Source organism: Hymenobacter norwichensis DSM 15439 (genome assembly GCF_000420705.1).
Lineage (GTDB): Bacteria > Bacteroidota > Bacteroidia > Cytophagales > Hymenobacteraceae > Hymenobacter > Hymenobacter norwichensis.
Genome location: NZ_ATVL01000008.1, coordinates 366,231 through 379,765, shown reverse-complemented (window position 1 = coordinate 379,765; position 13,535 = coordinate 366,231). Strand labels below are relative to the sequence as shown.

The following is a 13,535-nucleotide window of genomic DNA, read 5'->3' as shown; positions in this document are numbered from 1 at the left end:
ACGCAGAAAACTAATTTAAGCGGCCACAGATCGTACGCGTTTGGGGCTCTGTGCGGCCTGGGCTTTGAACTGCATGATATAAAGCGCCGACAAAAAGAAAGGCATTAGCGGAATTTTATAGCGTACTAGCGTGCCGAAGTTACCACTGGTAGTGCCCACCCCAATAGCCATGATAATAGAGAAGATAAAGCAGAATGTGAGAATGGGCTCCGCTGCTATTAATCCTAACCCCTTTAATAGCCCGGTTTTATAAAAAAGGGTTACTGTAAGGTACAGAAATAGCGCCGCTTCTAGAGCTGATAATAGCATAACTGGGTTCCTGGCTTCAAACAAAAAAGGTCTGAATAAGGAAATAAAAACAGCTTGCGGAGCAACTTTAACAATAGAGCCCAACGAGCCATCCAGTTCTCCAATATGATAAGCTGAGCCACTCTTTACATACTCACTAAGATACTCTTGCGTTATTTTGCTTCGTTCTCCTATTTTCTCTACATCAAAACGCTCATCACCCGCTGTTAAATTTGTAGCACCGTAATACGCTGCTACTGCTCCAGCTGTAATGAATAAAGGCTTTAGCATAATTCGTAAAGTGGATGATTTTATCTTAGCACTGTTTTCATTGAATACCCAAAATAAAGCTGGTGGCATAAAAGAAAGGAGAATATATATTTTAGCTCCAGCCAGTATATATATTCCTAATACTCCTAGAAGACTGGACTGAACTATGTTACGTTTTGCAATAAATACGTTGTAAAATCCGTAGAAAGTCCAGCCTAGTGCGCCAATGCATAAGGAGTCTTTCATCAGCCCTGAGCCCCAAAAAAATACGGAGGGTAGAAAAAAAATGGCAATGGCCAGTTTTTTATAGGCTGCTGGATATATTCTGACAAATGTGATATACATAGACCACATCCCACAGAAACTTATAAAAGCGAAGAAGAGTGCAATAACAGTATACGTATTAAAAGATAGTAACGCCATGATTACTGCAATACGCACAACGAATAGCTCAGACGAACCAGGTTCCCACCAAAACATGTAGGTGGTGTATTTAGCTAAGTTAGGAAGAGGCTGGCCTAAATGTGTAAGTAAGCTAAGGCCATCGCTGAAATTGCTGGTAAAAGCGCTGTAAATAATCTTGACGTGTAAGTAATAATTGAAAGTATCGCCTCCATTGTAATAAAATTGGTAAATAAGTCCTAGCGCAATTGCCCCTATAAATTTGAGTGATAGAGCTGGGATAAAGTATTTATGCGTGTATGCATTAGTGAAACGCGGACGCAATGCAAAAGCAAGCCCATAAAATAGGGCTAGATAAAAAGGGGTTAGAAATAGGTCTTTTAATTCCATTAAGCTAAAGATTTACCCTACTTCTTATTTTTCTTCAAATAGGCTTTTGCCTCGCGGTAGGCAGCCGATTTTTTATCGGCAATATCGGCTACAATCAAGTAATAGCGGCGGGCGGTAGCCTTGTCTTTTTCTTTGTCAGCCAACCGGGCTAGGTTGTAGTTGGAATGCAAGTAAAAACCTCCTTTTACTTCGTCGGTCAATTCCGAGAAAACGATGCAACGCTGGTAATAATCTTTGGCCTTCTCTAAGTCCTTGTAGCGGTTCTGCATCAGCCACGCTAGAAAGTAAGTGGCGTAGCGCCCACTGGTGGCTTCATAGCCAGGCAGGCCCTGGTTGAGCTTATTGAGTATCTCCAGGCTAAGCCGCTCACACTCCCGAAAATCACCTAGGTTAAAGCACGACAGCGCGTAGAACCGCTGGAAATAACCATTGTCGGGGTAGGTTTTAGCGAGGTTACGGGCAATGGGGGCCGCGGCCTCCCAGTTGTTTTCCTCATTGTTGAGGATGCGCATCAGAAATACCTTGGCTTCGGGAGCCACATAAAAGCCGTTGTCGGCTACGCTGCGCAACTGTTGCAGCCCTAGTTGCTTGTTGCCTTTTGGGAAGAGCAGCAGCACCGGCTTGAGCAATGGGTAGTTATCCGGAATCCAGACGGCGTAATAGTTGAACAAGGCCTGTCCGAATAGAAATTCTGGGCTCAGGCCGTTGGCTTCCTTGCTGATTTCCAAATACTTCAATGCCCGTTTGGCGCTAACCGTAGCCTTGGGCCAGTTAGACCGCTCGGCATGCAGGCGGCCATCGAAGCCGTAGGCCGCTGCTAGAAAAAAGCAGGCTTCGTAGTTCCGGTTGTCGGCGTCGTACAGCGCTTCACCTTTCTGGATGGTGGAATCCATGTAGGCAAAAAACAGCTTGTCGTACTGCTTGGTCTTAATGTTGGTAGGTACAATTTTCCACCACTGGCTCAGGCCCATTAGAAAATAGGGCATAGGGTGCTGCGGGTAACGCCGCCGCAATGAGCGGAATTGCTTTTCGGCCCGCTCATACTTGCAGTTGTAGAGGTTCTGCACCGCACCTTCCAGCTCAGTTTGGATATCCTTGTCGAGCAGTAGCCAGCCCTTGGTGTTGGCTGTGGGTAGCACGTCTACATTATCGGTTTCAATATTGCGGATAGGCGACGACGAGCGAGCAGTGTCGGGCCGCTGGGCGAAAACCAGAGCAGGAGCCAACAGCAGCAACAGGATAAATCGGAGGCGGAGAATCATAAACACAGTTACTTGCAAGTGCGTCGCTAGGGAAAACCTACGCCGCGCCGCCCAGTGGGAGAACTAAAGTATGGCTTTTGTCCTAGTTTTAAATAGATAACGACTTGTAATGGACCTTTTGCACAACCTGTGCCGTATTGCGGCCCCCGCCGGAAACGAAACACCACTTACCCACTATCTGCTGCGCTACATCGAAAAAGAGCAGCACAACTGGCAAGTACAGCCCACGGTACTGGCCGGCGACGGATGGCAGGATTGTATTCTGCTGGTCTTTGGTGCGCCACGTACTGCTGTTTTCGCTCATCTGGATAGTATTGGCTTTACGGTGCGATATGGTCGTCAGTTGGTGCGTATTGGCGGACCGGTGCTGGAGGCTGGGTCGCGCCTGGTGGGGCGTGACGCACAAGGAGAAATCGACTGTCGGTTGACCATAGACGAAGAAACGGGGGAAATCGGCTATGAGTTCACCCGCGAGATTGAGCGAGGCACCGAATTAACATTCCACTGCGACTTCCGCGAAACCGAGACCACCGTGCAAAGCTGCTACCTCGATAACCGGTTAGGGGTTTGGAACGCGCTGCGCCTTTGCGAAACCCTCGAAAACGGCATCGTGGCGTTCAGCTGTTGGGAAGAGCACGGTGGCGGCTCAGTAGCCTATTTGGCCAAGTATATCTACGAAACCTACGGCGTGCGACAGGCGCTTATTTCTGACATCACCTGGGTGACCGAGGGCGTACAGCCAGGCCAGGGTGTAGTTATTTCCCTGCGCGACTCTCTAATTCCGCGCCGGGCCTACGTGGAGCGTATCCGCCGTATTGCCGAGTCGGCAGACGTTGCGCATCAATTGGAAGTGGAAGGCAGCGGTGGCTCCGATGCCAAAGAGCTTCAGCACGGCGCTCAGCCCTGGGACTGGTGCTTCATCGGCGCCCCCGAAGACAACGTGCATTCCCCCGACGAAATAGTGGACAAGCGCGACATTACCAGCATGCTGGCTCTCTACCAGGTGCTTATGCGGGAATTGTAAGCGGCAGCAGGAGCGGGCGGCCGGCCGATTGTGTTAGAAGTGAGAAGCTTGAATATTAGGTAATAAACTCTATTTTACCCATTCGAATCTGGTTTCTCTCCCACTTCCAACCCCACCACTTTATGACAGGTTTTCTATACGTCGTGCCCATACTTGGGCTGCTGGCTTTGGTGTACACGTGGCTGCGGTCTGGGTGGGTGAGCCGCCAGGATGCTGGCGACGAGCGAATGCGCACCATTGCCGGCTACATTGCCGACGGCGCCATTGCTTTTCTAAAGGCTGAATACAAGGTGATGGTCGTTTTCGGGCTGATTGCCTCAGCCTTCCTGTTCTATTTGGGCAGCACCGGCGAAAAATCCAGCCCCGTTATCGTCATTGCCTTCATCATTGGTGCCGTGCTTTCCGCAGTGGCGGGCTACATCGGGATGAAGATTGCCACCAAAGCCAACGTGCGTACAGCGCAGGCGGCCCGCACTAGCCTTTCCCAGGCCTTAAACGTGTCGTTTTCGGGCGGCTCGGTGATGGGTATGGGCGTGGCGGGCCTAGCGGTGCTGGGTCTGGGCTCGTTGTTTATCGTGTTCTACCAGATGTTCGTGGTCAGCAAAAACGGTGGAGCCAACGGAGTTGAGATGGAAACCGCCCTGGAGGTACTAACTGGCTTCTCGCTCGGTGCTGAAAGCATTGCCTTGTTTGCTCGCGTAGGTGGTGGCATCTACACCAAAGCTGCCGACGTAGGTGCCGACCTCGTAGGCAAAGTGGAAGCCGGTATTCCCGAAGACGACCCCCGCAACCCCGCCACCATTGCCGACAACGTAGGCGACAACGTGGGCGACGTAGCCGGCATGGGCGCCGACCTGTTCGGTTCCTACGTAGCTACCATTCTGGCTACCATGGTATTGGGCCGCGAAGTAGTAGCCCGTGGCGACCAGTTTCAAGGCCTTTCGCCCATTTTGCTGCCGATGGTCATTGCTGGGATGGGCATTGTGGCTTCGCTGATTGGAATTCTGTGCGTGCGAGTAAAAGAAGGCGGCAACGTGCAGGCCGCCCTCAATACCGGCAATTATATATCGGTTGTTGTGTCGGCCGTGGCGTCGTATTTTATCATCCGCTGGATGCTGCCTACCGGTGAGCTTATTATCGGGCGGCCCGGCTCGGTGCCGTTCACGTCGTTTGGCGTGTTTCTGGCCGTGGCCGTTGGCTTGGTGGTAGGCACGCTGATGAGCATTATCACCGAGTACTATACCGCCATGGGCAAGCGGCCAGTGCTTAGTATTGTGCGCCAGAGCAGTACCGGCCACGCTACCACCGTTATCGGCGGCATTTCGGTGGGAATGGAGTCTACCGTGCTGCCCATCATTGTACTGGCGGCGGGCATCGTGCTCAGCTTCGAGTGCGCGGGCCTCTACGGTGTGGCCATTGCCGCCGCCGGGATGATGGCCACCACCGCCATGCAGTTGGCCATCGACGCCTTCGGACCTATTGCTGACAACGCTGGCGGCATTGCCGAAATGAGCGAACTGCCCAAGGAAGTGCGCGAACGAACCGACATTCTGGACGCCGTGGGTAATACCACTGCCGCCACCGGCAAGGGCTTCGCCATTGCCTCAGCCGCTCTTACCTCACTGGCGCTTTTTGCCGCCTTCATGGGTACCGCCAACATCACGGCCATTGACATCAGCAACGCGCGGGTGCTGGCCGGCTTGTTTGTGGGGGCCATGATTCCATTTATTTTTTCGGGGCTTGCCATTGCAGCTGTGGGCCGCGCGGCTATGGCCATGGTGCAGGAAGTACGCCGCCAGTTTCGCGAGATTCCCGGTATCATGGAAGGCACCGGCCGGCCCGAGTACGAGAAGTGCGTGGCCATTTCCACCCAGGCTGCCATCCGCGAAATGATGCTGCCGGGTGCTATTGCTCTCATTGTGCCCATCATTATCGGGTTTGCTTTCGGGCCCGAAGTGCTGGGTGGTACCCTGGCTGGCGTTACGGTTAGCGGCGTGCTCATGGCCATCTTCCAAAGCAACGCCGGTGGCGCCTGGGACAACGCCAAAAAGTCGTTCGAGAAAGGCGTGATGATTGATGGCGTGATGCAATACAAAGGCTCCGACGCTCACAAAGCCTCCGTCACCGGCGACACCGTGGGGGACCCGTTCAAGGATACTTCCGGTCCGTCCATGAACATTCTCATCAAGCTCATGAGCATCGTTTCCTTAGTTATTGCGCCCCACATTGCCGCTCCAGAGCGTGGGGTAGCACCGGTGCAAAGCAAAAGCCGATTGGAGCTGAAAACTCGATCTTACGTCCGCTACGCCAACCTGCCCGACCGCGCTACCGAAGCCGTGGTAGAGTTGCTTAGAAGCATGTAGCCAGCGTTTTTGCTAGCCACTGTTGCCTTCCGCAGAGGCCAGTTTGCCTCGGAAACTAGAAATGCCAAGCTGCCTCTCCGCACCGGAGGGGTGGCTTTTTCTATTACCTTTGATGGCCCGCTCCCCTGCGGCCCAACCCCATACGGATGAACCCGGATTATATTTCGCTGCACAACAAGCAGTTTGAACCTTATCTGTCGGCCGCACGCCTGGCAGAAGTTGAGCAAGAGCTAGCAACGCGCCTCAACCAGGACTACGCCGACAAAAAACCGCTCTTCCTGGCCATCCTCAACGGCTCGTTCATGTTTGCGTCCGACCTGTTGAAGTTGGTGCAGGTTCCCTGTGAAATATCGTTCATTCGCGTGGCTTCCTACGAAGGCACTAGCAGCACTGGCGAGGTAAAAGAAGTGCTGGGCCTAACTGAAGACCTGGCTGGCCGACATGTGGTGCTGCTGGAAGACATTGTGGACACCGGCCACACCATGCGGATGCTCCTCGATACGTTGGGCGCCAAGCAACCGGCTTCGCTGGAAGTAGCTACCTTGTTCATGAAACCCGAGTGCCTACAACACGAATTGTCCATCCGGTACGTGGGCCTAAGCATCCCCAACGACTTCATTGTAGGGTACGGTCTCGACTACGACGGGCTAGGCCGCAACTACCCTAACGTGTACAAAGCCGTATAGTACCTATCCCAAGATTAATCAGTGAAAATTCGCTGGCGGGTATATAAGCTTTGAGTTTCCTTGCTTATCTTTCCCAACCCCACACAATTTTTTCTTCGCAAAACCTCAAGTTATGCTGAATATCGTGCTTTTCGGCCCTCCTGGTGCTGGCAAAGGAACGCAAAGTCAGAAGCTCATTGCGCGTTACAACCTAGTGCACCTTTCCACCGGCGACCTGCTTCGGTCTCAAATTGCGCAAGGCACCGAGTTGGGGCTCCATGCCAAAAAGCTCATGGACGAGGGATTACTCGTGCCTGACGAAGTAGTAATTGGCATGATTGAAAGCCAACTGGCTGGCAATACTGAAGCCAACGGCTTCATCTTCGACGGTTTCCCTCGCACCGTACCCCAAGCCGAAAGCCTCGACGCACTAACTCAGCGCTACGATACCGGCGTATCGTGCATGATTGCGCTGGAAGTGGCCGAGGAGGAACTGGTGAAGCGCCTATTGGAACGTGGAAAAACCAGCAACCGCCCCGACGACCAGGACGAAACCAAAATTCGCAAGCGCGTAACGGTGTACAACACCGAAACCGCACAAGTAGCTGGCTTCTATGCCGCTCAGAACAAATTCCACGCCCTGAATGGCATTGGGGAGATTGAAAGCATCTTCGAGCAAATCTGTGCTATCATTGATAAGCACCAGGCTGTTACCACCCAAGACACCAAGCAGGCAACCAACGAAGTAAAAGCGTAACTTTGCGGCTGCTACCTCATTGGGTGGCGGCAGAACTATCTGTCATCCTGGATTTGCATTGTCTCTTCAGTTGAAGACACGACGCAAATCCAGGGTGACAGCCGTTTTTAGGCCCACCTCAGAGTTAGAAAGCAAGAGTGCATCACTTCTGGCTTCCTACTTCTTAATTTTTAATTCAACCAAAGTGGCTTCCAATAACTTCATCGACTACGTCAAAATCAATTGCCGCTCTGGCGCGGGTGGGGCGGGGTCGCACCATTTCTTCCGGGCCAAAGGCCTGCCCAACGGCGGCCCAGATGGTGGCGACGGTGGCCGTGGGGGCCATATCATTCTAGAAGGCAACTCGCAGCTCTGGACGCTGCTGCACCTGCAATACCAAAAGCACCTGATTGCCAAGCCCGGCCAGGGCGGCGGCGAAAACCTGCGTACTGGTGCGGAAGGTGACGATATTATCATTCAGGTGCCGCTAGGTACTATTGCCCGCGACGCCGAAACCGGCGAGAAAAAGCTGGAAATCACTGAGCACGGCCAGCGCCTTATTCTCACGCGCGGCGGGCGTGGCGGCCTCGGCAACGACCATTTCAAATCGGCTACCAACCAAGCTCCCACCTACGCCCAGCCCGGCGAGCCCGGCATTGATGAGTGGGTGATTTTGGAACTGAAACTACTGGCTGACGTGGGCCTAGTTGGTTTCCCGAATGCCGGCAAAAGCACGCTGCTCTCGGTGGTATCGGCGGCCAAGCCCAAGATTGCCGACTACGCCTTTACCACTCTCACGCCCAACTTAGGCGTGGTAGCCTACCGCGACTACAAATCGTTCGTGATGGCCGACATTCCGGGTATCATTGAAGGGGCAGCCGAAGGCAAAGGTCTAGGTACTCGCTTCCTACGCCACATCGAGCGTAACTCCATCTTGCTGTTCATGATTTCCTGCGACAGCCCGGATATTGCCGCTGAGTACGAGGTGCTGCTCAGCGAGTTGGAGCAGTTCAATCCAGAATTGTTGGAGAAAAACCGCCTGCTGGCCGTTACCAAATCCGACATGCTGGACGAGGAGCTAGAAGCAGAAATCCGGGAAACCTTACCGACCGATTTGCCGACCATCTTTATTTCCAGCCTTGCCAACAAGAACATCCAGCCTTTGAAGGATATGATTTGGCAAGCGCTGCACGTGGAAGGAGCGGTTTAAACCACTCTACTTACGCGAGGCAACTAGCACTTCCTCTGGATTCTGCTGCGTGTAATACCGGAAATGTAACCGCATGTTGGTGTTGTCTGTGGCATTTGAGTTCCTGCTAAGTAATACCGGCTGCCATAACTGCTGCGCCAGCCCGTCTGAACTAATTGCTGGGTTGTCTAAGTTTCTGTGCCACAATGGCAGCCGAAAATGCTTTGGCAAGTTCCTTGCCTTCGCGCTTTTGCCCAACGGCCCAATCCAGTGAAAAACCCATTCCGAAGATTCTTCGCAAACATGGCTGACGATAAATATCCAAACCCCGACGAAACGCAATTCGACCAGAACGCTTCCGCTGACCAAGTAGCCGGCGAACTTCCTGAAGAACCCAATGCTCCCGAACTTGGGGAAGTGGAAGGCGCAGAAGGTGGCACTGCCACCGGCGCCAAGGTTGGTACCGAACTGTCTGATTTGAAAGACAAATACTTGCGCCTCGCGGCCGAGTTCGAGAACTACAAGCGCCGCACCACCAAGGAGCGCTCCGACTTGTTCAAAACGGCTAACCAGGAGCTGATGGTGGCGTTGCTGCCGGCACTCGACGATTTCGACCGGGCCCGCCATCATACTAGAGACACTGAAGATGCCAACGCGGTGCGTGAAAGCATCGAAATCATTTACAACAAGCTCCAAAAAACCCTCAACCAGAAAGGCCTCGCGCCAATGGACGTGAAGGGCACAGCCTTCGACCCCGAGCTGCACGAGGCCATCACGCAGATTCCGGCTCCGTCGGAAGAGTTGAAAGGCAAAATCGTGGATGAGGTAGAGCGCGGCTACTACCTCGGCGACAAGGTGATCCGCCACGCCAAAGTGGTGTTGGGCCTGTAAGAGAACCGTCATGCTGAGTGCAGCGAAGCATCTCTACCGCTTTGTTGCCAAGGTGATTTCCACTCGTGTAGAGATGCCTCGTCAGCATGACAGACCACATAGTAGACAATGGCAACGAAGCGAGATTATTACGAAATACTGGGCGTAGCCAAAAACGCGGCGGCGGATGAGATAAAGAAGGCCTACCGCAAGGTGGCCATCAAGTATCACCCCGATAAAAACCCTGACGACCCTACGGCCGAAGACAAGTTCAAGGAAGCCGCTGAAGCCTACGAAGTATTGTCGGACCAGAACAAGCGCGCCCGCTACGACCAGTACGGGCACCAAGGCATGGGTGGCAACGGTGGCGGCCCCAGCATGGAAGACATCTTCAGCCACTTCGGCGACATCTTCGGCGGGGGCGGCCAAGGAGGCTTCGAGGGCTTCTTCGGCGGCGGTGGCCGCGGACAAGGGGGCCGGCGCGTGCGCAAAGGCTCCAACCTGCGCATCAAGCTGAAGCTTGACCTAGAAGAAGTGGCCAACGGCGTCGAGAAGAAGATTAAAGTGAAGCGCTACGTGGCGTGCAATACCTGCTCAGGAACTGGTGCTAAAAACGGCACCGACCTGAAAACCTGCCAGACCTGCCAAGGCCAAGGCCAAGTGAAGCGGGTAGTGAACACCATGCTCGGCCAAATGGTAAGCGCCTCCACGTGCCCCACCTGCGACGGCGAAGGCAAAGTGGTAACTAGCAAGTGCGACGTGTGTCACGGCGAAGGCCGCCAGTTGCATGAAGAGGTTATCCCAATTAACATCCCGGCCGGCGTGGCTGAGGGTATGCAACTCAGCATGAACGGCAAAGGCAACTACCCCGAGCGAGGCGGCGTGCCTGGCGACCTGTTGATTCAGATTGAGGAGGAGCCACACGAGCAACTGAAGCGCGACGGTAACAACATCATGTTCGAGCAGTATATCTCGTTCGTGGATGCCGCCTTGGGCGCGAGCATCGAGGTACCGACCATTGAAGGCAAGGTGAAAATCAAGGTGGACCCCGGCACGCAGCCAGGCAAAATCCTGCGCCTGCGTGGCAAAGGCATCAAGGATATCAACGGCTATGGCCGCGGCGACCAGCTCATTCACCTCAGCGTTTGGACCCCTAAGAACGTAACAGGGGAGGAGCGCGAACTGCTGGAAAAGCTGCGCAACGCCCAGAATTTCACGCCAAATCCCGGCAAAAATGAGAAGGGCTTCTTCGAGAAAGTGAAGGAGTATTTCCAGTAAAACTGGAGCAAGGCTCAATAAAAAAGCTCGTCTGGCACTATGCCAGACGAGCTTTTTTATTGGGCGCTACGCGAATTAGAATAAGTGCGACTAGCTATTCTTTTACCACTCGTTTAGCAACAGTGCCTTTGGAGGTGTGCAGGCGCACGGTGTATACGCCAGCAGGTAAGGTAGCCAAGTTGACTTCCTGCCTAAAGGTGCCTTGCTGAGGGCCTACTGTCATGGTTTTCACCACTTGGCCCAACATATCAAGCACTTCGGCTTGCATAGCGCTTTGCTCACGCAGGCCGCTCACGCTGATGATAGTAGTGCTAGTTGTTGGGTTGGGATGGAGCGTAGCGGCTGCTTCCAGACCCATAGCCCGGCGGGTGCCCAGCGTGACAAAGCTGCCGTAGGTAGTGACGGTGGAATTCACGTACCGGCTCTGCGAGGTACTGTAATCTTGCGCTACTGCGCGGCGCACCTGATTGGTAGCGTTGTAGGAAAGCAAGGCCCGCTCACCGCCTGTAATAGCCCAGGCGTTGTTGGTCCAGGATTCGTATTGGTCGAGAATCAGGTTGCCGAAGTTATCGTAGGTAGTGGAAATTCGGTCATCATTCATCCACGTATTAGCCGTAAACTTCTGCTGTACATCCACGTTGCTGCCATTAGGCTGGTAGGTTACGGTACTGCGTTGGTTGTCGACCCAAGCACCGTTTCTCCATTCTTGGTCCTCCAAATAGCTGGGTAGCATTTTGGCCCAGTCATACCACGTGATATTGTGAGTCCGCTCGTCGTTCACATACGCCCCATTGTTCCAGTCCTGATAGACAGCCTCAATCCATTGGTTGCTGGCGTTGAGCGTGAAGGTGATGCGTCCGTTGGGGACCCAGGTGTTGCTAATTGTATTTAGCTCTTCATACACCCGGCCGGTCAGTACGTTCGCTGAGTTGTAAGTGTTCGTGGTTCGGTAGCTATTCTGGGTTGCCCAGGCCGTACCGTTCCACGTCTGGTAGGTTTCCAGCGTGATGTTGCCTTGGGTGTCATAGGCATACTGTTCGCGCTGCTCGTTCACATAAGCTGAATTAAGCCAGGTTTGGTAAGTAGATTCTGTTATCTGATTGCGCACGTTATAAGTGTACAGTTCCTTGCTTCTAGGTTGAGAGGTGACGGAGTCAGTGTAGACGATTTGGGTGGGGTTGGCTCGCACGTCATAGGTATGCACTCCGACAGTGCCTTCCACCCACCTGTTGGTGGTACTGCTCCAAGTGTGCCCAACGCTGCGGCCTGGTACCGTTACGGAGGCCATGATGCCACGATGGGCTTGGTCAGCGGAGGTCCGAGAGCTGTGCTGAGGTTGACTGCTGTTGAATAGAAGCTTCGTGGCAGACCGTGCGGGATTTTGTTGCTGGGCGTAGCTATCGGGAATTGAGAGTAGGCAGCTAAGGAAGCAGGGGAGTAGAACGTGTTTCATGATATATAATTTTGTTTGAATACGCTATTTATGAACTATTTCATTACCTGGTGGCCAAATACGTTGAAATAGTATCAAAATACCTAGAAGTAGGTATGCGTAATTGAGTGGAAACACCGAACCCAAATAAATTATGGCATCTTATGTAATGCTGCAGGCAAGTCATCGATATACGCTTTGAAATTGCTGCCCGCATGAGCCCCGCTGCACCCTCTACCGATTTTGTTGCCGTTGTGAACCAGTACCAGCCGCTGCTGCGGCGGGTGTGCCGCCTGTACTGCGCCGACGCCGACGACCGGCAGGACTTGTTCCAAGAAGTGGTGCTGCAACTCTGGCGTGCTTGGCCAAAGTACGTGCCCCAACCCGGTGCCAAGCTTAGCACCTGGCTCTACCGCATTGCCCTGAACGTGGCCATCAGCAATCTGCGCCAGCGCACCCGTCGGCCGCACCCGCTTAACCTTGATGGGCAGGCCCTACAACTAGCCCAGGAGATGGAGCCAGCGGGCTACGAGCCCGAGGAAACCGCCGCCTTGTACAGCGCCATCAACCGGCTTTCCGACGTGGATAAGGCCTTTGTGTTACTATATCTGGAGGAGCGCACCTATGAGGAAATGGCCGACATCTTGGGCATCACCCAGAACAACGTGCGCGTGAAAATGCACCGCGTGCAAGATAAAATCCGTCAATTACTTACCCGCCCCGTCTGATGGAACTTGATGATTTGCGCCGCGCTTGGAAGGAGCCCAGTGCCACCAATGCCCCACCAATTCTAGATACCGCCGCATTAGCGCAGCTGCTGGCACGCAACACTGATTCGCCGGTGGCCAAGATGCAGCGTAACGCCCGCATTGAAATGGGCCTAACGGCGCTGCTGATGCTGTTGCCTTTTTGGTTTATGAAGGTGGAAAAGCCAATTACCGTGTTCTGGACGGTTTTTACGATACTACTCGGGGCCGGACAGCTGTACTACTATTACTACAAACTGGGCGTGCTACGCCGGATGGCTATGGTAGAAGGCAATGTGCGCAACCATCTGCGGAAGCTGTGCCTTGAGTTGCGCCGCCTCCTGCGGTTTCTCTACCGCGTTACGCTGGCAACGGGTCCGGTTACGCTGGTATTGCTTTTTGGCTCGTACGTGGTGTTGGAACAAGCAAAGCCACCGGGCTTACAGCCCCAATTACTGCTGATTACAGCTGGTGTGGTGTTGGTTTTCGGCTTCTTTCTGCAACTAGCCGTGCTGTACGGCACCCGCCGGTACTTGCAGCGCCTCTACGGGCAGCACCTCGACCGGCTGGAAACTTCGTTGCGGGAACTGGAAGAGTAAGCAACTCTTCTTGATTTCCTG

12 protein-coding genes are annotated in these 13,535 nt (G+C 53.6%); 9 read left to right on the top strand and 3 right to left on the bottom strand.

Annotation, left to right across the window (positions count from 1 at the left end; all coding sequences use genetic code 11):
• Nucleotides 1-15: 15 nt before the first annotated feature.
• A complete protein-coding gene (locus tag G536_RS0112695) occupies nt 16-1,350 on the bottom strand; it encodes a hypothetical protein (protein ID WP_022823975.1) in 1,335 nt (444 codons plus the stop codon).
• 17 nt (nt 1,351-1,367) lie between these two features.
• Nucleotides 1,368-2,612: a tetratricopeptide repeat protein gene (locus tag G536_RS0112690; protein ID WP_022823974.1), complete on the bottom strand. Its 1,245-nt coding sequence runs from the start codon at nt 2,610-2,612 to the stop codon at nt 1,368-1,370.
• A 109-nt stretch (nt 2,613-2,721) separates the two neighbouring features.
• Between G536_RS0112690 and G536_RS0112685 the strand changes: the two genes are divergently transcribed.
• From G536_RS0112685 to dnaJ, 7 genes are all read left to right on the top strand, one after another.
• Nucleotides 2,722-3,636: a M20/M25/M40 family metallo-hydrolase gene (locus G536_RS0112685; protein ID WP_022823973.1), complete on the top strand. Its 915-nt coding sequence runs from the start codon at nt 2,722-2,724 to the stop codon at nt 3,634-3,636.
• Between the two features lie 122 nt (nt 3,637-3,758).
• The gene (locus G536_RS0112680) at nt 3,759-5,999 is read left to right on the top strand and encodes a sodium-translocating pyrophosphatase (protein ID WP_022823972.1); all 2,241 of its coding nucleotides are present in this window, start codon (nt 3,759-3,761) and stop codon (nt 5,997-5,999) included.
• A 146-nt stretch (nt 6,000-6,145) separates the two neighbouring features.
• Complete coding sequence (gene hpt, locus G536_RS0112675; RefSeq protein WP_022823971.1) at nt 6,146-6,685, top strand: hypoxanthine phosphoribosyltransferase; 540 nt, start codon at nt 6,146-6,148, stop codon at nt 6,683-6,685.
• Nucleotides 6,686-6,797: 112 nt separating this feature from the next.
• Nucleotides 6,798-7,421: an adenylate kinase gene (locus tag G536_RS0112670; RefSeq protein ID WP_022823970.1), complete on the top strand. Its 624-nt coding sequence runs from the start codon at nt 6,798-6,800 to the stop codon at nt 7,419-7,421.
• Between the two features lie 184 nt (nt 7,422-7,605).
• On the top strand, nt 7,606-8,610 hold the full coding sequence (gene obgE / locus G536_RS0112665; protein ID WP_022823969.1) for a GTPase ObgE: 1,005 nt from the start codon (nt 7,606-7,608) through the stop codon (nt 8,608-8,610).
• 282 nt (nt 8,611-8,892) lie between these two features.
• Nucleotides 8,893-9,480 (top strand): nucleotide exchange factor GrpE, encoded by a 588-nt coding sequence (locus G536_RS0112655; protein WP_022823967.1) that lies wholly within the window; start codon nt 8,893-8,895, stop codon nt 9,478-9,480.
• 108 nt (nt 9,481-9,588) lie between these two features.
• Nucleotides 9,589-10,737, top strand: coding sequence for a molecular chaperone DnaJ (gene dnaJ / locus G536_RS0112650; RefSeq protein ID WP_022823966.1), 1,149 nt, complete (start codon nt 9,589-9,591; stop codon nt 10,735-10,737).
• Nucleotides 10,738-10,831: 94 nt separating this feature from the next.
• Here the strand turns inward: dnaJ and G536_RS0112645 are convergent, their stop codons facing one another.
• Nucleotides 10,832-12,025 (bottom strand): T9SS type A sorting domain-containing protein, encoded by a 1,194-nt coding sequence (locus tag G536_RS0112645; protein WP_169515094.1) that lies wholly within the window; start codon nt 12,023-12,025, stop codon nt 10,832-10,834.
• 359 nt (nt 12,026-12,384) lie between these two features.
• Here G536_RS0112645 and G536_RS0112640 point away from each other — a divergent pair, with 359 nt between their 5' ends.
• Both G536_RS0112640 and G536_RS0112635 read left to right on the top strand, forming a co-directional pair.
• Complete coding sequence (locus G536_RS0112640; protein ID WP_022823964.1) at nt 12,385-12,897, top strand: RNA polymerase sigma factor; 513 nt, start codon at nt 12,385-12,387, stop codon at nt 12,895-12,897.
• Complete coding sequence (locus tag G536_RS0112635; protein ID WP_022823963.1) at nt 12,897-13,514, top strand: hypothetical protein; 618 nt, start codon at nt 12,897-12,899, stop codon at nt 13,512-13,514. The genes G536_RS0112640 and G536_RS0112635 overlap by 1 nt, the downstream gene beginning before the upstream one ends.
• Nucleotides 13,515-13,535: the final 21 nt, after the last annotated feature.